The sequence below is a fragment of the Streptomyces sp. NPDC060031 genome, assembly GCF_042736805.1.
Lineage (GTDB): Bacteria > Actinomycetota > Actinomycetes > Streptomycetales > Streptomycetaceae > Streptomyces.
Genome location: NZ_JBHWVM010000035.1, coordinates 46496 through 71719 on the forward strand (window position 1 = coordinate 46496; position 25224 = coordinate 71719).

Consider the following 25224-nt stretch of genomic DNA (forward strand, 5'->3'; position numbering starts at 1 on the left):
CTCACCCGCCGACCGGGCCGGGTGTGAGCGCGGCCGCCGGCAGCCAGCTTCCGGGGGGCACGTCCAGCCAGCCCCGCTCGGCGGCGAGTTCCGCCGCGGCCGTGCGCAGGGCGTCCAGCCCGGGATGGGCGAAGCCCTCGCGCCACACCATCTCGAGGGGCGACAGCGGCACCGGGTCGGCGAGCGGCCGTTTCACGCACCCGGGCATGTCGGCGAAGTCCACCGTCACCAGTACCGGGTTGCGGGTCTTGGCCATCACCCGCCCGAACTCGTCCTTGCCCACCGCCACCGGGGCGGGCGGCGCCTGTGCGATCCCGCGCCCGGCGAAGAGCTCCCCGGCCAGCCCCGTCCACTCCAGGGTCCGCGCGTTGCCCGCCCCGGTGTACACGCTCTCCCCCGCCAGCGCGTCCAGCTCCAGCGGTACGCCGGCCGGTCCGGCCGCCGCGGCCAGCGCGTGCCCGGCGGGCAGCAGCACCGCGAGCGGTTCGTACCGTACGGGCGTGTGCGCGAGCCGGGCCCGCAGCTTCGGGTCCAGCCCGCCGGCGTACCCGAAGGAGACGTCCAGGCGGCCGGCCGCGATCTCGGCGGCGGCGTGGGTCAGCCCGCTCTCGAAGCGGGCCATCAGCTCGCACTCCGGGGCCAGTTCGCGGGCCCGCTCCAGGACGGTGCGCGCGGTGCCCGGCCCGTCGGTGTTGAGGTCCACGAGCAGCGGGCGGGGCCCGGCGAAGGCGGCGACCAGCTCCTCGTGGGCGCGCAGCACGCCGCGGGCCAGGGGCAGCAGGCGCTGCCCGTCCGGGGTCAGCTCGACGGCGCGGGTGGTGCGTGCGAACAGCGCCGTGCCCAGGGTCTGCTCGAGGCGGCGCACGTCCCGGCTCAGGGCCTGCTGGGCGACGTACAGCCGGGCGGCGGCGCGGGTGAAGTGCGACTCCTCGGCCACGGCGACGAATCCGCGCAGCAGGCGGGGTTCCACATCACGGGGCATCACCCCCGGAGACTAACAACAGGGAGCGGTGAATCCCCCGGGAACAGGTGTTGGACCCGGCCCGGCCCCCGGCCGGAACCTTGATCCATGCCCACTGCCCCGCTGATGACCGTCACCGGCACCACCCTCGTCCTCGCCGCCCCGCCCGCGGCCGCTCCCTCCCCCGCCGGGCCCGCGCCCCGCGCCCCGGGCCCGTACCGGCGGCTGTTCGCCCTCCCCGGCGCCCGCGCCTTCACCGCCGGGAACCTGCTCGCCCGGCTCCCCATGGGCATGTTCGGCATCAGCGCGGTGATGATGATCGCCGGCCAGCGCGGCTCGTACGCCCTCGCCGGCGCGGTCACGGCCACCGGACTCGGCGCCACCGCCCTGGTCGCGCCCTGGACGGCCCGGCTGATCGACCGGCACGGCCAGGCCCGGATCGCCGTACCGGCCACGCTGATCGCGGTCCTGGGCTCCCTCGCCCTGATCGTCTGCGTCCGCCTCGAAGCCCCCGCCTGGACCCTCTTCGCCGCGTACGCCGCCACGGCCACCACCCCCAACATCGGCGGCATGTCCCGCGCCCGCTGGACCCACCTGCTGCGCGACTCCCCGGCCGCGCACCACACGGCGATGTCCTTCGAGCAGGCCGCCGACGAGTTCTGCTACATGTGCGGCCCGGTCCTCGCGGCCCTCCTCTGCGCGGCCGTCTTCCCGGAGGCGGGCACCCTCACCGGGGCGGCCCTGCTCCTCACCGGCATGCTGGTCTTCACCTCCCGGCGCGCCACCGAGCCCCCGGTGACGGCGGCGCCCCGGCGCGGCTCGCCGCTGCGCGCCCTGGGCCCGCTGCTCGTCCTCTTCCTGGCCCTGGGCCTGGTGTTCGGCTCGATGGAGGTCTCTTCGATCGCGTACCTCGACGCGCACCGGCTGGGCGCCGGCACCGGCCTGGTCCTGGCCCTGCAGGCGACCGGCTCCTGCGCGGCCGGGCTCCTGTACGGCACGCTGCGCCCGCGCGGCCTGGGCACCTGCCTGGCCGTCCTGGCCGCGGCGATGGCCCTGCCGGCGGCGGCCGCGGCGACGGGCTCGGTCGTCCTGCTGGCCCCGGCGCTGCTCCTGGCGGGCATGGCCACGGCCCCGACGATGGTGACGGCGATGGCCCGGGTGCACGCCGTCACGCCCGAGGGCCGCCTGAACGAGGGCATGACCCTGGCCGTCACGGCGATCCTGGCGGGCATCGCGGCCGGCTCCGCCACGGCGGGCGCCGCCGTCGACCACCTCGGTCCGGCCGCGGCCTACCTGCTGCCCGCGGCGGCCGCCCTCGCGGTCACCGTGGCGGGGCCGTTCGTCCGGCGGGCGGGTGACCGAGCCCGCGTGGTATTCACGGCCAACGCCCAAGGCCGGCGATAACCGGGGGGTCTTCCCCAAGGCCCTTCCCTTCGCGAAGGAACACCCCTTGTCTGCTTCGTCGGACCTTCCCGGAGGCCCGCTCCTACCGGGACGGCCGGCGCGCCCCGGTCGCAGGCACGCGCTCGGACGACGCGCGGCCGCTGACCTGCAACGCCGGGACCCGCGCCGGGTTCACCTTCCCCGCGAACACGCAGACGCGGCTGTGAAGGCACCCCCCGGCATGACAAAGGCCCCGCAGCCGAGAGGCCGCGGGGCCTTTGCCCACATGGGGTGGTGGAGATGGCGGGAATCGAACCCGCGTCCAACGGTGCAGAAGCAGGGCTTCTCCGAGCGCATTCCGCTGCGCTTTTCTCAGCCCCGGAGATCACACGGACAAGTCTCCGACGGGCTCAGTCACTGTTTGGTTTCCCTCCAGCCCCCGTGACCGGGGTTAGAGGTTTAGATCCCTAATTGACGCCAGGATCCGGACCGGGACCACTTCCGGGCTGACGCTCCTCACAGAGGCTTCAGCTCACTGTTATTAGGCAGCGAGGGTGAAGCGGGAGTTATCGCTCTTGGAGTTGGCGATTATTGTTTGCGACATATGGTTTACGAGATCATTGCCGCTTCCTCGGCTCGCTTCCCCTGCATCGACATCCGCTGTCGAAACCGATCATCCCCATGTTTCACGCTATTGAGTTATGTACTGCACGAACCGCTCCGCCCCCGAGGGGGTGGCGCTGACGCCATGGTACGCGAAGTGGACCTCCGCGTGCCAGGAGGTTAAACCGTACCCCGCTGCTTGCGGCGGACCGCCGAGATCGCGCGGTTCGTCTCGCGGGTGTCCTGCTTCTCCCGCAGGGTCTGCCGCTTGTCGTACTCCTTCTTGCCCTTCGCCAGCGCGATCTCGACCTTCGCGCGGCCGTCCTTGAAGTACAGGGACAGGGGCACGATCGTGTGACCCGACTCCTCCGACTTCCGCTCCAGCTTGTCGAGCTCCTCCCGGTGCATGAGGAGCTTGCGCTTGCGCCGGGCGCTGTGGTTGGTCCAGGTGCCCTGGCTGTACTCCGGCACGTGCACGTTGTACAGCCAGGCCTCGTGGCCCTCCATCGACACGAAGCCGTCCACCAGCGAGGCCCGGCCCTGGCGCAGGGACTTGACCTCGGTGCCCGTGAGCACGAGGCCGCACTCGTAGGTGTCGATGATCGTGTAGTCGTGCCGCGCCTTCTTGTTCTGGGCGATCAGCTTGCGCCCTTTTTCCTTAGCCATAGTGCGGTCATTTTCGCACTACCGACCCGCCCCGAGGCCACCCAATACCGCGCGGGCCCGTTCCTCGGCCCCGTCCGCCGCCGCCAGGTCCGGCTGGATGCCGCCGCCGTCGAGGCTGCGGCCCCCCGGGGTGCGGTACGTGCCGACCGTCAGTTCGGCCACCGAGCCGTCCGGGAGCCGCGTCGGCATCTGCACCGAGCCCTTGCCGAAGGTCCGGGTGCCGACCGTGACGGCGCGGCCCCGGTCCTGGAGCGCGCCCGTGACGAGTTCGGCCGCGCTCATCGTGCCGCCGTCCACCAGGGCCACGAGCGGCCGGGCCGTATCGCCGCCCGGCGGGGCGTACAGCGCGTGCTGGTCCCCCCGTACGTCGTACGTGGCCACGAGCCCGCCGTCGAGGAACGCGGCGGCGGCCGCCACCGCCTCGGTGACCAGCCCGCCGGTGTTGCCGCGCAGGTCGAGCATGACCCCGGAGCCGGGCGGGGCGGCGCGGACGGCGTCCCGGACCCGTTCGCCGGAGCCGCGGGTGAAGGAGGCGACCTTGATGACGGTGATCCCGCCCGGGAGTTCCCGTACGGTGACCGGCTCGGCGTGCAGTACCTCGCGCCGCACGGTCTGGGTGAGGTCGGCGCCGCCGCGGGTCAGGTGCAGCACCGCGGGGGTGCCGGCCGCGCCGCGCAGCAGGGCCACCACCTCGGGGACGCGCAGCCCGGTCACGCCCTGACCGTCGACGCTCAGCAGCCGGTCGCCGGCGCGCAGGCCGGCCCGGGCGGCGGGGCCGCCGGGCTGGACCCGGTCGATCTCGACGCGGCCGCCCTGGCGGCGCTGGACCCAGAGCCCGACGCCGGTCCAGCGGCCGTCGAGGTCCTCGGCGAAGGTCTCGTACTCGTCCCGGTCGTAGACGGTGCCCCAGCGGTCTCCGCTGCGGCTGACCACCTCCTGGGCGGCGTCCTTGCCGGACTTCCCGGCGGCGGCGGCCTCCCCGGCGGCGCGGGCGACGGCCTCCCGGTCCGCGGTGCCGGCCGCACGGGGCGGGGCCGCGGCCCCGGGTCCCTCGGCGGCCCCCGGTCCCTCCGCGGGCCCGTCCACGCCGCGGGCGATCAGCACGGCTCCCGGGCCCGCGATGTCCGCCGGGGTGTCGAAGTCCCAGCAGCCGGTGCTCGCGGCGGTTGCGACGGCCACGAGGAAGACCAACGTCAAAACGGCCCCGCGACGCAGGTCGCGGGGCCGGAGACAGAAGGCGGGCAGTCCCGGCATGGCGCCGAGTCTAGGACAAGCCCCGTGGCGGTACGGGTCGTTGGCCGTACCGCTCGCGGGGCACTCGTCACACCTTCAGGTACTTGCGCAACGCGACGAAGGCCGCCAGGGAGGGCATCAGCAGCCCGATGACCAGCACCAGCGGCAGCTTCGTCAGGACGGAGTCCCAGCCGATGAAGTTGATCAGTTCCATCTTCGTGCGCAGCGCGGCGCCGTGGTCGATCACGAAGTACTGGCCGGCGCCCAGCATGCCGCAGGCGAAGACGGCGCCGATGAGGCCGGCGAAGGCGGCCTCCATGATGAACGGCACCTGGATGTAGAAGCTGGAGGCGCCCACCAGCCGCATGATCCCGGTCTCGCGCCGCCTGCTGAAGGCGGACACGCGCACCGTGTTGACGATCAGCAACAGCGCCACCACCAGCATGATCAGCATGATGCCGAGGGCGGCCCAGTTGAGGTAGCCGAGGAGTCTGAAGAGGTTGTCCAGCACGGTGCGCTGGTCCTCGACCGACTGGACGCCGTCCCGGCCCGAGAAGGAGGTCGTGATGACCTTGTACTTCTCGGGCTGCTTGAGCTTGACCCGGAAGGACTCGGGCATCTGGTCCGGGGTGATGGAGGCGGCCAGGGCGGTGTGGCCGAACTGCTCCTTGTAGTGCTTGAAGGCCTCGTCGGAGGACTCGTACGACACGCTCTCGACGAGGTCCATGCCCTTGAGCTCGGTCTCCAGGGCCTGCTTCTGCTCCGGGGTCACCGCGCCCTTGGAGCAGGACGCGCCGTTGGTGGCCTCGGCGTCGTTCTTGTTGCAGAGGTAGATCGAGACGTTGACCTTGTCGTACCAGTAGCCCTTCATCTTGCTGACCTGGTCGCGCATGAGGAGGGAGCCACCGAACAGGGCCAGCGACAGGGCCACGGAGATGATGACCGCGAAGGTCATGGTGAGATTGCGACGGAGACCGACGCCGATCTCCGACATGACGAACTGGGCGCGCATTGCGTCTCAGGGACCTTTCAGTGCTGGTAGCCGTAGACGCCGCGCGACTGGTCGCGCACGAGTCGGCCCTGTTCGAGTTCGATGACGCGCTTGCGCATCTGGTCGACGATCTGCTGGTCGTGGGTCGCCATGATCACGGTGGTGCCGGTCCGGTTGATCCGGTCCAGCAGCTTCATGATCCCGACGGAGGTCTGCGGGTCGAGGTTGCCGGTGGGCTCGTCCGCGATCAGCAGGGCGGGACGGTTGACGAAGGCACGGGCGATGGCCACGCGCTGCTGCTCACCACCGGAGAGCTCGCCGGGCATCCGGTCCTCCTTGCCGCCGAGCCCGACCAGTTCGAGGACCTGGGGGACGGCCTTGCGGATCTCGCCGCGCGGCTTGCCGATGACCTCCTGGGCGAAGGCCACGTTGTCGGCCACCGACTTGTTGGGCAGGAGCCGGAAGTCCTGGAACACGGTCCCCAGCTGGCGCCGCATGTGCGGGACCTTCCAGTTGGAGAGTCTGGCGAGGTCCTTGCCCAGTACGTGCACCTGGCCGTGGCTCGCCCGCTCCTCGCGCAGGATGAGCCGCATGAAGGTGGACTTGCCGGAGCCGGAGGAGCCGACCAGGAAGACGAACTCGCCCTTCGCGATGTCCAGGGAGACATCTCTGAGTGCGGGGCGGCTCTGCTTCGGGTAGGACTTGGAGACGTTGTCGAATCGGATCACGGGTGCACCACGGTCGCCGGGAGTAGGTGTGCGTGACCATACGCGAACGGGCGCGAGGTGTGGACCCGGCGTCCGGAGTTGCCCGATATATCCCCGCCTCCGAGGCGCCCTCGACCGCGATTGCCCGGACGGGCCGCGCCGAATGTCGTCGAAGCTGGCACAGTGGTAGGGGGAACGGTCTCGTTCCCCGCGCCGTTGTCCCTCATGGAGGGACACCAAGGGGACGAGAGGAGGAGCGCATGACATATGACCGGCTCGTGTGCGCGAACTGCGCCGCACCCGTCAGCCAGGGCCGTTGCCCTGTGTGCCGGGCGAACCGGGAGCGCCTCCAGCAGGAGGGCCCCTTCTCCGGCCTGAACCCCGTGGCGCTCATCGCGCTTCTGGTGGTCCTGGTGGCCGCACTGGCGCTGGTGGCGCAGCAGACGGCATAGCCCGCGCAGCCCACGCCACGTCCCGATCAAGCGCATCACGCATCACCGCACGACCGAAGGGCCCGTACACCTCACGAGGAGGCGTCCGGGCCCTTCGGCCGTGTCCGGGCGCTTACGCGGTCTGCTCCTGCTGCTTGCGCCAGCGGATGCCGGCCTCGAGGAAGCCGTCGATCTCGCCGTCGAGCACCGCCTGCGGGTTGCCGACCTCGAACTCCGTCCGGAGGTCCTTGACCATCTGGTACGGGTGCAGGACGTAGGAGCGCATCTGGTTGCCCCAGGAGCTGCCGCCGTCCTTGAGGGCGTCCATCTTGTCCTTCTCCTCCTGGCGGCGCCGCTCGAGCAGCTTGGCCTGGAGGACGTTCATGGCACTGGCCTTGTTCTGGATCTGCGAACGCTCGTTCTGGCAGGAGACCACGATGCCGGTCGGCAGGTGCGTGATGCGCACCGCGGAGTCGGTCGTGTTGACGCCCTGGCCGCCGGGGCCGGAGGCGCGGTACACGTCGACGCGCAGCTCGCCCTCGTCGATCTCGACGTGGTCGCTGGACTCGACGACCGGCAGCACCTCGACGCCCGCGAAGGAGGTCTGGCGGCGGCCCTGGTTGTCGAAGGGCGAGATCCGGACGAGCCGGTGGGTGCCCTGCTCGACGGAGAGGGTGCCGTAGGCGTACGGGGCCTTGACCACGAAGGTGGTCGACTTGATGCCGGCCTCTTCCGCGTACGAGGTCTCGTAGACCTCCGTCGGGTAGCCGTGGCGCTCGGCCCAGCGCAGGTACATGCGCTGCAGGCGCTCGGCGAAGTCGGAGGCGTCCACGCCGCCGGCCTCGGCACGGATGTTGACCAGCGCCTCGCGCTCGGCGTACTCGCCCGAGAGCAGGGTGCGGACCTCCATCTCGTCCAGCGCCTTGCGGACGGAGACCAGCTCGGTCTCCGCCTCGGCCAGGGTGTCCGCGTCGTCCATCTCCTGGGCGAGCTCGAAGAGCACCGCGAGGTCGTCGATACGGCCGCGCAGGGTCTCGGTCTTGCGGACCTCGGCCTGGAGGTGCGAAAGCTTGCTCGTGATCTTCTGGGCGGCTTCCGGGTCGTCCCACAGGGACGGCGCGGCGGCCTGCTCCTCGAGCACGGCGATATCTGCCCTCAGCTTGTCGAGGTCCAGGACGGCCTCGATCGACCCCATGGTCGAGGAGAGGGACTTCAGCTCTTCGGAAACATCGACGACTGCCACGGGTCCAGCGTAGCCGGTCCCCGGAGGCCGATCTCCGGGCAGGCCGGATCACCCGTACTGATGGACCTCCGTGCGGGCGTACGCTCACCGTATGACTGTTCTCCTCGTCAAGCGCCGCCATGTGGACCACATGCGTGTCACGACGACGAGCTGTCTGCCGCCGGACCATCCCCAAGCCTGATCCACCCCGATCCGACTTGGTCCTGTACGCGGCCACGCGGCCCCGACGCCATCCCTGTCGGCGGCCCTCCCCTTCCGCGACCCCGCCACCCCTTGGGGACAGGACCCCGTGACATCCGAAACGGAGACGTCATGCCGTCCGCGCACTCCCTTCCCGTCCTGGACCTCTCACGGGCGGACGACCCGGCCCAGCGGGCCGATTTCCTGAAGGCACTGCACGCCGCCGCCCGCGACAGCGGTTTCCTGCACCTCACCGGGCACGGCGTGAGCGCCGCCGAGACCGCCCGCATCCTGGAGCTGACCAGGGTTTTCTTCGCGCTCCCGGAGGCCGACCGGCTGTCCGTGAGCAATCTGAACTCCCCGCACTTCCGCGGGTACACCCGCATCGGGCACGAGCTGACGGGCGGGGCCTCCGACTGGCGCGACCAGCTGGACGTCGGCGCCGAGCGGCCGGCGCCGGAGCTGGGGCCGGGCGACCCGGCGTACCTGTGGCTGGAGGGGCCGAACCAGTGGCCCGCGGCGCTGCCGGAGCTGCGGACGGCGGTACTGGAGTGGCAGTCCCGCCTGGCGGCGGTGGCCCACCGGCTGCTGCAGGAGCTCCTGGCCTCGATCGGCGCCCCGCCGGACTTCTTCGACGCGGCCTTCGCGGACCGGCCGCACCTGCACACGAAGCTGATCCGCTACCCCGGGTCCGCACCGTCGGGAGCGGACCAGGGCGTGGGCGCGCACAAGGACTACGGCTTCCTGACGCTGCTGCTCCAGGACTCGGTGGGCGGGCTCCAAGTGGTGCGCGACGGCGGCTTCGTGGACGTACCGCCGCTGCCGGGGGCCTTCGTGGTCAACCTCGGGGAGCTGCTGGAGATCGCGACGGAGGGGTACCTGACCGCCACCGACCACCGGGTGGTGAGCCCGCGGGGCGGGGTGGAGCGGTTCTCGGTGCCGTTCTTCTACAACCCGCGGCTGGACGCGGTGGTGGACACGGTCCCGGGCGACTACCTGCGGTCGGCGCCGGGCATCGCGCACGACGCGTCGAACCCGCTGCACGCGGAGTACGGGCGCAACGAGCTGAAGGGCTGGGTCCGGGCCCACCCCGCCGTTGCGCGGCGCTGGCACCCGGAGCTGGTCGGCGCGTAGCTCCCCGGGCGGGGCCCCACCCTCGGGGCTCCGCCCCGGACCCGAGCCCGGGCCGCCGAGCGGAACGCCCTGCCCGGCTCCTCCACGGGCTCCGCCCGGACCCGCGCCTCAAACGCCGGCGGGGCTGGATTCTGGCTGATGCCGCCTCTCGGCTGGCTGTACCGCAGCCCGGCGGGGCTGGATTTTGGCTGATGCCGCCTGGTGGCAGCTCTGCCCGGCAAGAATCAGCCCCGCCGGCGTTTGAGGCGCGGGGTCCGGGGCGGAGGACCGGTGGGCGGCTACGGGGTGCGGGGGGCCGTGTGTTTGCTGTCCTGCGGGGGCGCGGGGTCGTCGTCGCCGGACGCGGCGAGCCACGTGCCCAGGCCGGCCGCCGCGACCAGCAGGGCCGCACCCGCGGACAGGGCGAGGCGCCGCTTGCGCGCGGCCTCCGCACGGTGCCGGGCCGCGCCCGGGCGGTGCCCGCCGGCCGGGCGGGGCACCCGCGCCGTGCCCAGGGCGCCCCCCGCCAGCTCGTCGGGCCCCGGCACCCGCATCGAGGTGTGCGTGTCGCGGTTCGAATCCGTCGCGGACCCCGGCACCAGCGGGACCACGCCCCGGCGGCGGACGGGATCCGCCGCCGGCTCCTCCGAGGAGCCCTGCTCCGGCTCCGCGTCGTCCGGCTCGTCCACGTCCAGCGGCGGCATCCCGGCCAGGAGCGGGAGGAGGTCCCGTAGGCGTGCGGACAGCTCCGAGGCCCGCAGCCGGGACGCCGGGGCCTTCGCCAGGCACTGGACCATCAGCTGCCACAGCTCGTCGGGGATGCCGGGCAGCGGCACGACCGTCTCGGTCACGTGCCGCCGCAGCACCGCCCCTGGGTGCCCGCCGCCGAACGGCGTGAAGCCGGCCAGCAGCTCGTACAGCACGGTGGCCAGCGCGTATATGTCCACGGCCGCCCGCGGGGGCAGCCCCTCCACGATCTCCGGCGCCAGATAGTCCGGCGTGCCGATGATCCGCGTCGTCGGGGCCGAGGGCCGCCCGGCGGAGGTCCGCCGCGGCGAGTCGATCAGCTTGGCCACGCCGAAGTCGGTCAGCAGCGCGGGATGCGCACCGCCCGGCCCGAGGGGCCCCTGCATGTCCAGCAGGACGTTCTCCGGCTTCACGTCGCGGTGCACGACCCCCGCCGCGTGCGCCGCGGCCAGCGCGTCCGCCACGTCGGCGACGATCGCCACGGCCGCCTCGGGGGCGAGCCGCCGCTCGCGGTCGAGGCGCGTACGAAGATCCGTACCGCGGACGAGGTCCATGACGAGGGCGAGGTCGTTGCCGTCGACGACGAGGTCCCGGACGGAGACGACGTGCGGGTGGTCCAGGCCCAGCAGCGCGCTGCGCTCCTGGACGAACCGTCCGACCAGCTCCTGGTCGGACGCGAGGTCCTCACGCAGCAGTTTGACGGCGACGGGCCCGTCCGGCCCCTCGCCCAGCCACACCGTGCCCGCGCTGCCGCGCCCCAGGATCTGGTGCGCGGTGTACCGGCTGCCGATCTTCCGTGCCACGACTGCTCCCTCAGCGGCTGGCGTACGGCACCAAAGCTACGCGGCCGAATGGGGGTTGTAGGCCAGCAGGGGCCCCGATTCGCGGCGACCTTCACTTCTGCGGGCGAAATCACGCCCCAGAAGTCGACAAATCCACGAAGTCGGCGCTACAGGGCCCCGGCCCCACTCACTGCCGGGTGCCGTCCGCGGCGTCGCCGATCGTCCCGATCCAGTCGACGGCCTCGTTGCCCCAGGTCCACACCTGGTCCCACCAGCCGCGGCCGGTGCCGACCCACTCCTGGAGCGGGGTCAGCTCCCAGACCAGCCAGCCGGCGACGAAGAACACCAGGATCAGCACCAGGCAGCCCTTCAGGCAGCCCAGGCCCGGGATGTGCACCGGGTTGGCGCTGCGGCGGCGCGGCTCGCGCGGCTCCCGGGAGACGGGCTGCTGCGGCGGACCCTGCGGCGGCTGGTGCGCAGGCGCCTGCGGCTGCCGGTACTGGGGCTGCTGCGGCTGCTGGTACGGCTGAGGCTGGTGCTGCTGCGGCTGGTAGTGCTGCGGCGGCGGAGGGGCGTACTGCTGCTGCGGAGGGTGCTGAGGGTGCTGAGGGTGCTGCTGGTACTGGGGCCGCTGAGGCTGCTGGTACTGCTGCGGCGGCGGTCCCTGCCGGTACGGCTGCTGCTGCGGGGGCGCGGGCGGCGGCCCCTGCCGCTGCGGCCGCCGGCGCAGCGGGTCCTCGCTCGGGTCGAGGTACTGGACCTGCGTCTGCTCGTTGCGGTCGCGGGCCGCCCGCATCTGCGACTGCCACGGGTGCGGCTGGTCCGGCTGCTGTACGGGCGGCATGACCGAGGTCGGGTCGGCCCCGGGGGCTCCCGCGCTCGGCAGTACGGACGTGGCGTCCGCCGCGCCGACCGGCGGCAGGACGCTGGTCATGCCGTTGGGGTCGTAGCCACCCATCGGCGAGCCGCCCTGCCCGGACAGCACCTGCGTGGCGTCCGCGGCGCCCGGGGTCTCGGGGACCGGCGCGGGCGAGGGGTCGGGGGCCAGCAGCGCGCCGACGCCGAGCGCGGCCTCCACCTGCTGCGGCGCGGAGTGCACGCCGATGCCGGCGGCGACCACGCGCAGGCCGCGGGCCAGGCTCTCGGCGCTGGGGCGCTGCGTCGGCTCCTTGCGCAGGCAGCGCTCGATGACCGTCCACAGCGGCTCGGGCAGCGTCGCGGGCCGCTGCGGCTCCTCGCTGAGGTGGCGGTGGAGCACCTCCAGCGCGGTTCCGCCGGCGAAGGGCGGACGGCCGGTGAGCAGCTCGTAGAGCAGGATGCCGGCGCCGTAGATGTCGACGGCGGAGGTCTGCGGGCGGCCCTCGGCGGACTCGGGGGCCACGTAGGCGGGGGTGCCGACGAACTCGTGGGTGCGCGTCAGGCCCGGGGAGTCGGCCAGGCGGGCGATGCCGAAGTCGGTGAGCATCGGCTTCATCTGGCCGTCGCGCTCGTCGAGCAGGACGTTGGCGGGCTTGAGGTCGCGGTGGACCACGCCGTCGGCGTGGCTGGCGGCGAGCGCGTCCGCGATCTGGGCGGTCAGCAGGCTCGCGGCGACCGGCGTGAAGGGGCCGTTCTCGCGGAGGTACTTGTGGAGGTCGGGGCCGTCGATCAGGTCCATGACGAGCGCGAGCAGGTCGCCCTCGACGACGAGGTCGCGGGTGCGCACGATGTTGGGGTGGGTCAGACGCAGCAGGACGGAGCGCTCGCGCAGGAAGCGCATGACGATGTCCGCGTCCTGGGCCAGCTCCTCCTTGAGGACCTTGATCGCCACGGTCTCGCCGGGGTGCCCCGCGACTGCCGCCTCGGCGCCGGCGATCTCCCTCTGGCGGGCACGCCAGACAGTGCCCGTGGCGCCGCGTCCCAGCGGCTCCTCGAGCAGGTACTTGCTGCCGACTGGCCGCACGTCGCGCGCTCCCCTGCTGTCGTTCTCGTCATCGATCCGGCATCGATCCGGTCGATGGGTTTTCCGGCCCACTCTAGGGGGTGTCCCCCGGGAAGACGCCGGACGCAGGAGGTTGGTTGCCGCACATATGTACGAAGGATGGTGTTTGCGGTGTATGCCAGGGGCGATTTTCCTCGCCTTGCTGTCCGTATGTGAACGGTGCTGATACCCGCCCGCGACCGATCAAGATCAATTGTCGGCGGCTGCCGGGCGTGTTGTCCGTGACAGGTGCGAGGATGCACCCGTACGGAACGGCCGGGACGGGAGCCCCGCCGTCCGGCAGACCTGACCGGACGACGCGTCCGTGCCGGGTGGGGGGCGAACGGGCAGGCATGTCCCGTGGTTTCCCGCCGGGCGCACACACCGCGCACCGCGCAGAAGGGACCGCTGACGGCGATGCAGATCCGGCTGACCGTCCTTGGGTCGCGCAGCGGCCACCAGACCGCGACCGCGCCCGCGAGTTGCGACGTACTCGTCACCGCGCCCGCCGGCACCCCGCTCGCCGCGGTGGCCTCCGGGCTCGCGGCGACCGTCGGCGGACCCGACACCGGAGGCACCGTCATCCTGTACGCCGGCGCGGAGCGGCTCGACCCGCAGCGCCGGGTGCTGGGCGAGCCCCCGCTGGTGGACGGGGCGGTACTGGCCCTGCACGCGCCGGTCCCGAACGTCCTGCCGGACGAGGACGGCCCCGACGGCCCGCAGCTGCACGTGGTGGCCGGCCCGGACGCGGGCGGGGTCCACCTGCTGCACCCGGGAGCGATCCGCATCGGCCGCTCGGCCGACGCGGACGTCCCGCTGGACGATCCGGACGTGTCACGGCTGCACTGCACGGTGACGGTGCTCCCGGACGGCCGGGTGTCCGTGGCGGACCTGAACTCGACGAACGGCACGACGCTGGACGGCGTCCCGGTCGGCTCCGGCCCGGTGCCGCTGGCGCCGGGGGCGCTGCTGTGCGTCGGCGAATCCACCCTGCGGCTGGCCGACCGGGCCACCGGGTACGCGGAACCGCTGCCGGTGGCCCCGGACCTGGAGGGCCACCTCTCCCTCACCCCCCAGCCGGGCGCCCCCGCCGGGCCCCACCCCGACGCGGCACCCCCCGGGGCCCCCGCGCCGGACACCCCGCCGGGTGCCCACCTCGCGGCCCCCGACCCCTCGGACCCGGGCTTCGCCGCCGCCCCCGCGCCCGCCCCCGCCCCGGGGCTCGACCCGGCACAAGGCGGCCGCCGCAAGGCGCTCGGGGCCTGGGCGCGCAAGTGGGTGCGCGGGGAGGAAGCCCCCGCGGAACGGGTCGCGACCGGGACGGCCGTCGCCACGCGGCCCGACCCCGATGACCCGGCCGCGCTGCTGCTGGCCGCCCTCGGGCCGACCCGGCGGCTGTGGTCCCGCGAGCCGGGCGCCCTGGACGTCGGCCTCGGGGCCGGGAGCCGGGTGGCGCTGCGCGAGGTCGGCGCCCTCGGGATCGCCGGTCCCCGGGCGCGGCTGGCCGGGGTCGCCCGCTGCGTCGTCGCCCAGCTCGCGGCCCTGCAGGCGCCCGGGCAGCAGCTGGAGATCGTGCTCATCGCCGCCGACCGGGCCCGCGCCCTGGCGGAGCGGCGGGGGGACTGGGGCTGGCTCGGCTGGCTCCCGCACGTACGGCCCGCGCACGGGCAGGACTGCCGGCTGCTGCTCGCGTACGACCGCGACCAGGCCGCGGCCCGTACCGGCGAGCTGACGCGGCGGCTCGACGACAGCCTGCTCGGCACCAACTGGGCCGCCGCCGACGCCCGCGCCGTCCAGGAGGCCTCGTACGCCTACCGGGGCCCGCACACCCTCCTCGTCCTCGACGGGGATCCCGGCGCCGGGCCACTGCGCGACATCACCGGCCGGCTCGCCTCGCACGGCCCCGCCGCCGGCATACACGTGCTCGTGCTCGCCGAGGCGCCGCCCGCCACCCCCGCGTCCCCGGTCGCCGAGACGTACGAGGCCGCCTGCGCGAGCACCCCCGCCTTCCGGGACTGCGGTGCGGTCGCCCTGCTCAGCGGGGACGTGGCCACCGCCATACGGACCTTCGCGGTGCGCGGCGGCAAGCCGGTCCCGCCCGGCGAGACGGCCGTCGCCGACGCCGTGTCCCTGGCCTGGGCCGAGCGGTTCGCCCGCGCCCTGGCCCCGCTGCGGGCCGACTCGCAGGGCGCCGAGACCTACCGGCCCGCCAGCGCCGCCCTGCCCCAGACCTCGCGGCTGCTCGACGAGCTGGGGCTCGCCCGCGCCACCCCGGCCTCCCTGATGGCCCGTTGGGCCGCCGCCACCGACCAGGGCCAGGGCGTCGGCGGGCTCGTCGAGGTCGTGCTCGGCACCGGCCGGCGCGGCCCGGCCGGCGCCGAACTCACCGCGGACGGCCCGCACCTGCTCATCGAGGGCCCCGCCGGCAGCGGCCGCACCGAGCTGCTGCGTTCCGTCGCCGCCTCCCTGTCCGCCGCGGCCCGCCCCGACCGGCTCGGCCTGGTGCTGCTCGACGGGGCCGGCGGCGGGCGCGGCGACGGGCTGCTGCCCTGTACCGAACTCCCTCACGTCTCCGCCCACCTGGTCGCTTCCGATCCACTGCGCATGCGGGAGTTCGCCCAGGCCCTCGGCGCGGAGCTCAAGCGGCGCGCCGAACTGCTGGAGGGGGCGCCCTTCGCCGAGTGGCACGCCCACCGGGAGCTCGCCGACCGGATGGTCTCGCCCCGCCAGCCCACCTCCGGCGAGCTGCGCGGCGACCTCGACCCGTCCCCCGGCCCCTCGGGCCGGGCAGACCCCACCCGTACCGGCACGCTGCGGCTGCGCTCGGCGGCCACCCGCACCGAAGCGGCCGCGGGCCCGAGCCCGCTGCCCCGGCTCGTGGTCCTGGTGGACGACTTCGACGCGCTGGTGGCGCCCGGGCTCGGCGCCACGGGCCGCCCCGCCGCCGGCTCGGTGGTGCGCGTGCTGGAGGCGGTGGCCCGCGAGGGAGCCCGGCTCGGCGTGCACCTGGTGGCCACCAGCGCCCGCCCGGACCGGACCGCCGACACCGAACTGGCCCGGCTGACCACCCTGCGCGTCGAGCTGGACGCGCCCGACCAGCCGGGGCCCGGCCGCGGGCTGCTCCGGTACGCCGACGGCCGGACGCTCCCGTTCCAGGCCGGCCGGGTGACCGGCCGGATCCCCCGGACGGCGACGCTGCGGCCGACCGTGGTCCCGGTCGAGTGGGACCGGATGGGCGACCCGCCGGCCCGCCGTCCGGTCCGCGAGCTGGGCAACGGGCCGACCGACCTCGCCCTCCTGGCCAGTGCCCTGGACCGGGCGTCCCACCTGGTCTCGGCAGTACCGGTGCTGTTCCCGCCCGCCCCCTGAGACCGGGCCGCGCCCCCGCCACGCGCTATTGCGGGGGCGCGCGGGTCGGCGTAGACCTGTGGGACGGGACACACCACAGGCATCGGGGGCAGAGCCATGCGCAGGCACGCAACGAGCGGTCCGACGACCCGCACGAAGCCGCGTACGAAGACCCGCACGAGAAGCCGTACGACACTCGCCTGGACGGCGCTCGCCGCCGCCGCCGCGCTCGTGATGACGGCGTGCGGCGACGGGGGCGACGAGAAGGACCCGCCCCGGGGCAGCGAGGCCTCCACCGGGCAGGGCGTCCAATTACCGCAGCTGGCGGGCGAGAAGCTGGAGGTCGCGGCGGTCTGGACGGGTCCGGAGCAGGCCAATTTCGTCAAGGTGCTGAAGGAGTTCGAGAAGCGGACCGGCGCCACCGTCACCTTCGTCCCGGCCCAGGACCCGATCGTCACCTTCCTCGGTACGAAGATCGCGGGCGGCCAGCCGCCGGACGTGGCGCTCCTGCCCCAGGTCGGCGCGCTGGTCTCGGCGGTGCAGAACAAGTGGGCGCAGCCGGTCGGACCGGAGGCCAAGGCCCAGCTCGACCAGAACTACTCGAACGGTTGGAAGACGCTGGGCGCGGTCGACGGCACCCAGTACGGCGTGTACTACAAGGCCGCCAACAAGTCGCTGATCTGGTACAACGCGAAGGCCTTCGCGGCGGCGGGCGTGCAGCCGCCGGCGACCTGGAAGGACCTGCTGACCGCGGCCGACACGCTGTCCGCCTCCGGCACCCCGGCGGTCTCGGTGGCCGGCGCGGACGGCTGGACGCTGACCGACTGGTTCGAGAACGTCTACCTCTCGCAGGCGGGTCCGCAGAAGTACGACCAGCTGGCCAAGCACCAGATCAAGTGGACGGACGACAGCGTCAAGCAGGCGCTGACCAGCCTCGGCGAGCTGTTCGGCCGCAAGGACTTCCTGGCCGGAGGGCAGAGCGGGGCGCTGGCGACCGAGTTCCCCAAGTCGGTGACGCAGACCTTCACCGGCGGCGACCGCCCGGCGGCCGCGATGGTCTTCGAGGGCGACTTCGTGGCGGTGAACATCGCGCAGACCGAGGCGAAGGTGGGCACGGACGCCCTCGTCTTCCCCTTCCCGGCGGTCGGCGCCAAGGCGCCCGTGGTCTCGGGCGGTGACGTGGCGGTCGCGCTGAAGGCGTCGAAGGGCGCGCAGGCGCTCCTGACCTTCCTGGCCTCGACGGACGCGGCGGAGATCCAGGCCCGGGAGGGCGGCTTCGTCTCCCCGAACAAGGCGGTCGACTTCGGGGCCTACCCGAACGCCATCCAGCGCGACATCGCCAAGACCCTGATCGCGTCCGGCGACGACTTCCGCTTCGACCTGTCCGACCAGGCCCCGGCGGCCTTCGGCGGTACCCCGGGCGCGGGCATGTGGAAGGACCTGCAGGACTTCCTGGCCAACCCGGCGGACGTGGCGGGCGCCCAGGCGAAACTGGAGGCGGACGCGGCCAAGGCCTACGGGAACTGAGCCGTGTCGGCCACGGCAACCACCACCACGTCGGCCGCTTCGGTGACGGCCGCCGCCAAGGCGAGCGAGGCCCGGCGGCGGCGGCTGATCGCCGCCGCCTTCCTGCTGCCCTCCCTCGTGCTGCTCGGCGCGCTCGTCGTCCACCCCATCGGCTTCTCCCTCTACCGCAGCCTCTTCGACCGCTCCGGCGACTCCTTCGTGGGCGCCGGGAACTACCGCGAGATCATGCACGACGACACGATCCGCACCGCGCTGGGGAACACCGCGGTGTGGGTGGTGCTGGCGCCGACCACGGCCACCGCCCTCGGCCTGATCTTCGCGGTGCTCACCGAACGGGTGCGCTGGGGCACGGCGTTCAAGCTGCTCGTCTTCATGCCGATGGCCATCTCGATGCTGGCGGCGGGCATCATCTTCCGGCTCGTCTACGACCACGACCCCGATCGGGGGGTCGCGAACGCCGTCTGGGTCGGTGTCCACGACACCTTCGCGGAGTCCTCGGCCTTCCCGAAGGCCCGCCCGGGCCGCGATTCCCCGCTGGAGCCGGCCGCCGGGGGCGCGTACGTGACGCGCGACCCGGTACGGGTGGGCGCGCCGGCGCTGCTCCCGCTGGTCGGTGTGGCCCCGGAGGCGCTGCCCGGGGGGACCCGTACGGCGGTGGCCGCCGCCCCCGAGCCGGGCAAGGTCACCGGCACCGCCTGGCAGGACTTCACCCGGGGCGGGGGCGGCCGTACGAACACGGTCGACCCCACCGAGTCGGCGCTCGCCGGGATCCGGATCGAGGCGGTCAAGGACGGCCGGGTCGTGGACTCCGCGACGGCCCGCGCCGACGGCACCTTCACCCTGTCGGCGAAGGCCGACGGGGCGCTGCTGCGGCTGCCCGCCTCGAACTTCCGGGAGGCGTACGCGGGGGTGGAGTGGCTCGGCCCCACGCTCGTCACCCCGGCGGTGATCGGGGCGTACGTGTGGATGTGGGCCGGTTTCGCGATGGTGCTGATCGGGGCCGGGCTGGCCGCCGTACCGCGGGAGCTGCTGGAGGCGGCGCGCGTGGACGGGGCCGGCGAGTGGCAGGTGCTGCGCCGGATCACCGTGCCGTTGCTGGCGCCGGTGCTGGCCGTCGTCCTCGTGACCCTCGTCATCAACGTCATGAAGATCTTCGACCTGGTCTTCGTGATCGCCCCGGGCGCGGTGCAGGACGACGCCAACGTCCTCGCCCTCCAGCTCTACCGCACCTCCTTCGGCACGGACGCCGATCCGGGGCTGGGCAGCGCCATCGCGGTGCTGCTGCTGGTGCTGGTGGTGCCGGTCATGCTCTACAACATCCGCCGGATGCGGAAGGAGGGGCGCCGATGAGCACGGTGCACGGCACGACCGGTCGGCTGGCCGCGCGGGTGGCGGGCGGGGCGCTGCGGGTGTTCCTGGTTCTCGCGGGGCTGTTCTGGCTGCTGCCCACCCTCGGGCTGCTGATCTCCTCCTTCCTCTCCCCCGCCGAGCTGAACCGGGGCGGGTGGTGGAAGGCGCTGACGGCTCCCTCCCGGCTCACGGCCGGCAACTACGAGCGGCTGCTGGAGAACGACACCATCACCGGCTCGCTCCTGAACACGGTGGCCATCGCCGTACCGGCGACGCTGCTCGTGCTCACCCTCGGCGCGCTCGCCGGATACGCCTTCGCGTGGCTGGAATTCCCGGGCCGCGACTGGCTGTTCCTGCTCGTGGTGGGGTTGCTCGTCGTCCCCGTACAGGTGGCCCTGATCCCGGTCTCCGAACTCTTCGGCTCCATCGGCCTGTTCGAGACCACGGCGGGTGTCGTCCTCTTCCACACCGCCTTCGGGCTGCCCTTCGCCGTGTTCCTGCTGCGCAACTTCTTCGCGGAGATCCCGCGCGAGCTGCTGGAGGCCGCCCGGCTCGACGGGGCGGGCGAACTGCGGCTGTTCGCCCGGGTGGTGCTGCCGCTGGGCGGGCCGGCCATCGCCTCGCTCGGCATCTTCCAGTTCCTGTGGGTGTGGAACGACATGCTCGTCGCGCTCGTCTTCGCGGACTCCGCGCACCCGCCGATCACGGTGGCCCTGCAGCAGCAGGTACGGCAGTTCGGCAACAACATCGATGTGCTGGCGCCGGGGGCGTTCCTGTCGATGGTGGTGCCGCTGGTCGTCTTCTTCGCCTTCCAGAGGCAGTTCGTGACGGGGGTGATGGCCGGGGCCGTCAAGTAGCCCGTGACGCAGCCCTTCACTCGGCAGCCCTTCACTCGGCAGCCCTTCACTCGGCAGCCTTTCATTCGCTCGTGATCACGGAGTTGGCAAGGGGTATTGACGCTGCGTAACCCGAATGCCGCACGCCGCGTAACCCGATCGCCACGCGTGGGGTTCCTGGGCCATATGCCCGTGCCGACCCCTGGATGTGCCGTGCCCCGGTTCAGCGTCATCGTGCCCGCGTACAAGGTCCAGGCGTACCTCCAGGAGAGTCTGGACTCGGTCCTGACCCAGTCGTACCCGGACCTCGAGCTGATCGCGGTCGACGACGCCTCCCCGGACGCCTGCGGTTCGATCATCGACGAGTACGCCGCCCGGGACCCCCGGGTGACCGCCGTGCACCTGGCGCACCAGCTCGGGCTGGGCCCGGCCCGCAACGCGGGCCTGGCCCGGGCCACCGGCGACTACCTGGTCTTCCTCGACGGCGACGACACCCTGGCCCCCGGAGCCCTTCAGGCCATCACCGACCGGCTGAAGGCCACCGGCTCCCCCGACGTGCTCGTCTACGACTACGCGCGCACCTTCTGGACCGGGGAGCTGGTGCGCAACCGCCTCTCCCACCGGCTCCGCGAGGAGGGCCCGGCGAGCTTCCGGCTCGCCGACCGCCCGGCGCTGCTCGGCATGCTGATGGTGGTGTGGAACAAGACGTACCGCCGCGACTACGTGGAGCGCGAGGGCCTCGAATTCCCGCCCGGGTTCTACGAGGACACCCCCTGGACCTACCCGGCGCTGCTGGCCGCGGAGTCCGTCGCCGTCCTGGACCGGGTCTGCGTGCACTACCGCCAGCGCCGGACCGGCTCGATCCTGACCACGTCCACCCGGCGCCACCTCGACATCTTCGACCAGTACGACCGCGTCTTCGGCTACCTCGCCACCCGCCCCGAGCTGGAGCGCTGGCGCCCGGCCGTGCACCGGCGGATGGCCCAGCACTTCTGCGCCCTGTACGCCGACCCGCGCCGGCTCCCGCGCGCGAGCCGGGCGGAGTTCTTCGGCCGGGCCTCGGCGCTGCTGCGCCGCTACCGCGCCCCGGGGTCGCGACCGCTGCCGCTCTCCCGCACGGACCGGATCCGCCACTTCCTGATGCGGCTGGGCGCCCGGCGGACGTACCGCCTGCTGTCGGGGCTGCGCACGGCGGCGCTGGCGGCGGCGCGGACCGGCGCCACCGCCCGGCGGGGCCTGCGCGAAGCAGCCCTGCGGCTGCACTACCGGATCCAGCGGATGCTGCCGCTGCGGCCCGAGCTGGCGGTCTTCTCCGCGTACTGGCACGGCGCTTACGCCTGCAACCCGGCGGCCATCGAGGCCAGGCTGCGGGAGCTGGCGCCCCGGATGCGGACGGCGTGGATCTGCGACCCAGTGCACGCGGCGACCCTCCCCCGCCGGACGGCGGCGCTGCGGCCCGGCTCGGCGGCGTACTGGACCGCCCTGGCCCGGGCCGCGTACCTGGTCACCAACGTCAACTTCGACCGCACGCTGGTCAAGCGGCCGGGCCAGATCCTGGTGCAGACCCAGCACGGCACCCCGCTCAAGCGGGTCGGCCTGGACCTCCAGGACCGGCCGGCGGCCACCCCGACGACGGACTTCGCGGGCCTGCTGCGCGGCGCCGACCAGTGGGACTACCTGCTCTCCGCGAACCGGCACTCCACCCTGGTGTGGGAGAAGGCGGTCCCCTCCTCGTACACGACCCTGGAGTACGGCTACCCGCGCAACGACGTCTTCCACCGGGCCAGCCAGTCCGACGTGCTCGAACTGCGCGCCCGCCTGGGCATCCCGGCGGGCTCCACGGCGATCCTGTACGCCCCCACGCACCGCGACTACCGGCGCAGCCGGCCGGACCACCTGGACTTCGAGCGGGTCCTGCGCGACCTGGGCCCGCGCTTCACGATCCTGGCGCGCACGCACCTGACGTACGCGGACTGCGACCGCTCGTGGGAAGCGCACCCGCGCCTGCTGGACGTCTCCTCGCACCCCTCGGTGGAGGAACTCTGCCTGGCCTCCGACGCGTTGGTGACCGACTACTCGTCCCTGATGTTCGACTACGCGGTGCTGGACCGGCCGATCGTGATCCACGCGGACGACTGGGAGGCGTACGAGGCCGCGCGCGGCACGTACTTCGACCTGCGCTCGTGTCCGCCGGGCGCGATCGCCCGCACCGAGGACGAGCTGGTGGACATCTTCGCCACCGGCCACTGGCAGGGGTCGCGCTCGGCCCAGCTGCGGTCGGCGTTCCGCGCGCGCTTCTGCCCGTACGACGACGGCCACGCGGCGGAACGCGTGGTCCGCCGCGTCTTCCTGGGCCAGCCGACCCCGCTCCCGGCGATCCTCCCCCTGGCAGACCGCCGCCCCGCCCCGCCCGCCCCCGCCCCCACCCCGGAACCCGCCCTGACCCCCCTCACAGCGGGCCTCTGGCCGTAGCAAGCACGCGCAGACCCTCCGCGTCATGGGCACCGCTCGCGGACGGTCCGACCGTCGTGTGCACGTCCGAACCCGACGTGGCGATCTTCGGACCGTCCCCGCCTGCGAGGACACGGCCGGGATGTGACGGTTACTCCGGGGCGGGCGGGGCTGACTTCAGGCCTGCGACCACCTGGTGGGCCAGGGTGTCCAGGTGCGGGGGCGTCACCGCGTCGCGGACGATGACCTGGCGCCAGTAGAGCGGGCCGATCGCGAGGTCCAGGGCGTGGTCCGCGTTGATGCCCTCCGGGAGTTCGCCGCGGGAGACCGCGTCGGCGACGATGCCCTCCGCCATGCGGCGCTGGCCGTCGAACAGGGCGCCGCGGACCGCCTCGGCGATCTCCGGGTTGCGGGCGGCCTCGACCAGCAGGTCCGGGATGACCGCCGAGGCCACCGGGTGCCGCAGCACGTGTGACATGACCTCCAGCAGCGCCCGCACGTCCCCGTACAGGGAGCCCGTCGCCGGGACCGGGAGGCCGTCCACCGCGAAGGCGCCCACGAGGTCCAGCACCAGGTGGAGCTTGGACTTCCACCGCCGGTACACGGCCGTCTTGCCGACGCCCGCCCGGCGCGCGACGCCCTCGATCGACATCCGGGAGAACCCGACCGCGGCCAGTTCCGCCACGACCGCCGCGCGGATCGCCTCGGTCACGTCCTCGCGCAGGACGGCCGCGCCGGCGGGGGCGCGACGGGCCGGGGCGGGGGTTTCGGGGGTGGCGGGGGCAGGATCCGTGGTCATGCTCCAGAGCATAGCCGCGCGGGCCAGGACTCACTCGTCACGACGATACGGTTGCGTTCCGTCGAGTCGCGCCCTAATCTCGCCGTAGCGACGATACGGACCCGTCCCGTCGCCAGTCCGACGCCACGACCCCGTCCCGTCCCCGTCGAAAGCGAGCCCCGTGACCGTGACCACCGCCCCGGTGACCGCCGCACCGGTGACCCCCGCGGCAAGCTCCGCGGGCAGCTCCGCCGCAGAATTGGCCGCCGCACACGGTCTGACCGTCAGCGGCGCCCGCCCCTCGCTGCCCCGCTACGTCGCGCAGCTCTGGAGCCGCCGCCACTTCGTGACGGCGTACGCCACCGCCCGCATGCACGCCACGTACAGCACGGCCAGGCTCGGCCAGGTCTGGCACCTGGTCACCCCGCTGCTCAACGCGGCCGTCTACTACTTCATCTTCGGCATCGTCATGCACGCCAGCAACGGCGTGCCGGACTACCTGCCGTTCCTGATCACCGGCGTCTTCGTCTGGGACTTCATCGGCAGCTCCATCAACGCCGGCACCCGCGCCGTCCACAGCAACCTCGGCCTGGTCCGCGCCCTGCACTTCCCCCGGGCGAGCCTGCCCATCTCCGGCGTCGTGCAGCTCTTCCAGCAACTGCTCGTGACCATGGGCGCGCTGGTCATCCTGCTCCTCGCCTTCGGCCAGACCCCAAGCGCGTCCTGGCTGCTGGCCGTCCCCGCGCTCGCCCTGATGGCCGTCTTCTGCGCGGGCTGCGCCATGATCATGGCGCGGATCGGCTCCAAGAGCCCCGACGTCAGCCAGCTGATGCCGTTCGTCCTGCGGACCTGGATGTACTCCTCGGGCGTGATGTGGTCGATCGACTCCATGCTCAAGAAGGACGATCTGCCGCACTGGGTCTTGCTCCTGCTCAAGACGAACCCGGCGGCCGTCTACATCGACCTGATGCGCTTCGCGCTGATCGACAGCTTCAAGGCGCACGCGCTCCCGCACCACGCGTGGCCGCTCGCGATCGGCTGGGCGCTGCTCGCCGGCGTCGGCGGCTTCGTCTACTTCTGGAAGGCCGAGGAGGAGTACGGCCGTGGCTGACACCGATACCGACACCCGTGTCCCGACCGTCATCGCGGACGAGGTCCACGTCGTCTACAAGGTGCACGGCGCCGGCGGCGGCAAGGGCAGGGGCAGCGCCACCGCCGCCCTCAGCCGGATCTTCTCCCGCAAGCCCGCCCCCGGCATCCGTGAGGTGCACGCCGTACGGGGCGTCAGCTTCACCGCGTACAAGGGCGAGGCCATCGGCCTGATCGGCACCAACGGCTCGGGCAAGTCCACCCTGCTGGCCGCCATCGCCGGCCTCCAGCCGGTGGCCCGCGGCAGGATCTACTCGCACGGGCAGCCGTCCCTGCTGGGCGTGAACGCGGCGCTGATGAACGACCTGTCCGGGGAGCGCAACGTCGTGCTCGGCGGCCTCGCGATGGGCATGTCCAAGCAGCAGGTCCGCGAGCGCTACCAGGGCATCGTCGACTTCTCCGGGATCAACGAGAAGGGCGACTTCATCTCGTTGCCGATGCGGACCTACTCCTCCGGCATGGGCGCCCGGTTGCGCTTCGCCATCGCCGCCGCCAAGGACCACGACGTCCTGATGATCGACGAGGCCCTGGCCACCGGCGACGCCGCCTTCCAGCGGCGCAGCCAGGCCCGCATCGAGGAGCTCCGCGAGCACGCCGGCACCGTCTTCCTCGTCAGCCACAGCATCGGCACGGTCCGCGAGACCTGCGACCGGGCGATCTGGCTGGAATCAGGGGTCATACGCATGGACGGCCCCTCGGCCGAGGTCTGCGACGCGTACGAGGCCTTCACCGCCGGGCGGTAGTACGCACGAAGGCGGGCGGCCCGGGACCTGATGGTCCCGGGC

General features: G+C 73.2%; 19 protein-coding genes and 1 other RNA gene. 10 read left to right on the forward strand and 10 right to left on the reverse strand.

From position 1 onward, the window contains the following. Nucleotide 1: 1 nt before the first annotated feature. Nucleotides 2-982 carry a LysR family transcriptional regulator gene (locus ACFWB8_RS17910; protein WP_385227266.1) on the reverse strand — a complete coding sequence of 327 codons (981 nt, stop codon included), beginning with the start codon at nucleotides 980-982 and terminating at the stop codon, nucleotides 2-4. A gap of 87 nt (nucleotides 983-1069) precedes the next feature. Here ACFWB8_RS17910 and ACFWB8_RS17915 point away from each other — a divergent pair, with 87 nt between their 5' ends. After that, on the forward strand, nucleotides 1070-2365 hold the full coding sequence (locus ACFWB8_RS17915) for an MFS transporter (RefSeq protein ID WP_385227217.1): 1296 nt from the start codon (nucleotides 1070-1072) through the stop codon (nucleotides 2363-2365). Between the two features lie 271 nt (nucleotides 2366-2636). Here the strand turns inward: ACFWB8_RS17915 and ssrA are convergent. From ssrA to ftsE, 5 genes are all read right to left on the reverse strand, one after another. Then, nucleotides 2637-3025, reverse strand: a transfer-messenger RNA (tmRNA) gene (gene ssrA, locus ACFWB8_RS17920). A 102-nt stretch (nucleotides 3026-3127) separates the two neighbouring features. Further along, entirely contained in the window at nucleotides 3128-3613 is a 486-nt protein-coding gene (gene smpB / locus ACFWB8_RS17925; protein ID WP_385227220.1) for an SsrA-binding protein SmpB, read from the reverse strand. An 18-nt stretch (nucleotides 3614-3631) separates the two neighbouring features. Then, complete coding sequence (locus ACFWB8_RS17930; protein WP_385227223.1) at nucleotides 3632-4867, reverse strand: S41 family peptidase; 1236 nt, start codon at nucleotides 4865-4867, stop codon at nucleotides 3632-3634. Between the two features lie 67 nt (nucleotides 4868-4934). Beyond that, entirely contained in the window at nucleotides 4935-5858 is a 924-nt protein-coding gene (ftsX, locus tag ACFWB8_RS17935; RefSeq protein WP_385227226.1) for a permease-like cell division protein FtsX, read from the reverse strand. A gap of 17 nt (nucleotides 5859-5875) precedes the next feature. Next, nucleotides 5876-6565 (reverse strand): cell division ATP-binding protein FtsE, encoded by a 690-nt coding sequence (gene ftsE / locus ACFWB8_RS17940; protein ID WP_385227229.1) that lies wholly within the window; start codon nucleotides 6563-6565, stop codon nucleotides 5876-5878. A gap of 239 nt (nucleotides 6566-6804) precedes the next feature. On the opposite strand from ftsE, the gene ACFWB8_RS17945 reads away from it, so the two are divergent. Beyond that, nucleotides 6805-6996: a hypothetical protein gene (locus ACFWB8_RS17945; protein WP_365921525.1), complete on the forward strand. Its 192-nt coding sequence runs from the start codon at nucleotides 6805-6807 to the stop codon at nucleotides 6994-6996. Between the two features lie 112 nt (nucleotides 6997-7108). Here the strand turns inward: ACFWB8_RS17945 and prfB are convergent, their stop codons facing one another. Beyond that, nucleotides 7109-8218, reverse strand: coding sequence for a peptide chain release factor 2 (prfB, locus tag ACFWB8_RS17950; RefSeq protein ID WP_385227232.1), 1110 nt, complete (start codon nucleotides 8216-8218; stop codon nucleotides 7109-7111). Between the two features lie 312 nt (nucleotides 8219-8530). On the opposite strand from prfB, the gene ACFWB8_RS17955 reads away from it, so the two are divergent. Further along, a complete protein-coding gene (locus ACFWB8_RS17955; RefSeq protein WP_385227235.1) occupies nucleotides 8531-9532 on the forward strand; it encodes an isopenicillin N synthase family dioxygenase in 1002 nt (333 codons plus the stop codon). Between the two features lie 278 nt (nucleotides 9533-9810). Here ACFWB8_RS17955 and ACFWB8_RS17960 read toward each other — a convergent pair whose 3' ends face one another. Further along, nucleotides 9811-11061, reverse strand: a complete 1251-nt coding sequence (locus ACFWB8_RS17960; RefSeq protein WP_385227238.1) for a serine/threonine-protein kinase — start codon at nucleotides 11059-11061, stop codon at nucleotides 9811-9813. A 166-nt stretch (nucleotides 11062-11227) separates the two neighbouring features. Then, a complete protein-coding gene (locus ACFWB8_RS17965) occupies nucleotides 11228-12982 on the reverse strand; it encodes a serine/threonine-protein kinase (protein ID WP_385227241.1) in 1755 nt (584 codons plus the stop codon). Nucleotides 12983-13417: 435 nt separating this feature from the next. On the opposite strand from ACFWB8_RS17965, the gene ACFWB8_RS17970 reads away from it, so the two are divergent. From ACFWB8_RS17970 to ACFWB8_RS17990, 5 genes are all read left to right on the forward strand, one after another. Then, nucleotides 13418-16369 (forward strand): FHA domain-containing protein, encoded by a 2952-nt coding sequence (locus ACFWB8_RS17970; protein ID WP_385227270.1) that lies wholly within the window; start codon nucleotides 13418-13420, stop codon nucleotides 16367-16369. 213 nt (nucleotides 16370-16582) lie between these two features. Next, on the forward strand, nucleotides 16583-17875 hold the full coding sequence (locus ACFWB8_RS17975; protein ID WP_385227273.1) for an ABC transporter substrate-binding protein: 1293 nt from the start codon (nucleotides 16583-16585) through the stop codon (nucleotides 17873-17875). Between the two features lie 42 nt (nucleotides 17876-17917). After that, nucleotides 17918-19225 carry a carbohydrate ABC transporter permease gene (locus tag ACFWB8_RS17980; RefSeq protein ID WP_385227275.1) on the forward strand — a complete coding sequence of 436 codons (1308 nt, stop codon included), beginning with the start codon at nucleotides 17918-17920 and terminating at the stop codon, nucleotides 19223-19225. Beyond that, complete coding sequence (locus ACFWB8_RS17985) at nucleotides 19222-20082, forward strand: carbohydrate ABC transporter permease (protein WP_385227244.1); 861 nt, start codon at nucleotides 19222-19224, stop codon at nucleotides 20080-20082. Before ACFWB8_RS17980 ends, ACFWB8_RS17985 begins: the two co-directional genes overlap by 4 nt. Before the next feature lie 192 nt (nucleotides 20083-20274). Further along, nucleotides 20275-22533, forward strand: a complete 2259-nt coding sequence (locus tag ACFWB8_RS17990; RefSeq protein ID WP_385227247.1) for a CDP-glycerol glycerophosphotransferase family protein — start codon at nucleotides 20275-20277, stop codon at nucleotides 22531-22533. A 130-nt stretch (nucleotides 22534-22663) separates the two neighbouring features. On the opposite strand, the gene ACFWB8_RS17995 is transcribed toward ACFWB8_RS17990, so the two are convergent. Continuing rightward, nucleotides 22664-23323: a TetR/AcrR family transcriptional regulator gene (locus ACFWB8_RS17995; protein WP_385227250.1), complete on the reverse strand. Its 660-nt coding sequence runs from the start codon at nucleotides 23321-23323 to the stop codon at nucleotides 22664-22666. Nucleotides 23324-23492: 169 nt separating this feature from the next. Between ACFWB8_RS17995 and ACFWB8_RS18000 the strand changes: the two genes are divergently transcribed. Together ACFWB8_RS18000 and ACFWB8_RS18005 are read left to right on the forward strand one after the other, a co-directional pair. Continuing rightward, nucleotides 23493-24401, forward strand: a complete 909-nt coding sequence (locus ACFWB8_RS18000; RefSeq protein ID WP_385227278.1) for an ABC transporter permease — start codon at nucleotides 23493-23495, stop codon at nucleotides 24399-24401. After that, nucleotides 24394-25182, forward strand: coding sequence for an ABC transporter ATP-binding protein (locus ACFWB8_RS18005; RefSeq protein WP_385227253.1), 789 nt, complete (start codon nucleotides 24394-24396; stop codon nucleotides 25180-25182). Before ACFWB8_RS18000 ends, ACFWB8_RS18005 begins: the two co-directional genes overlap by 8 nt. Nucleotides 25183-25224 lie beyond the last annotated feature (42 nt).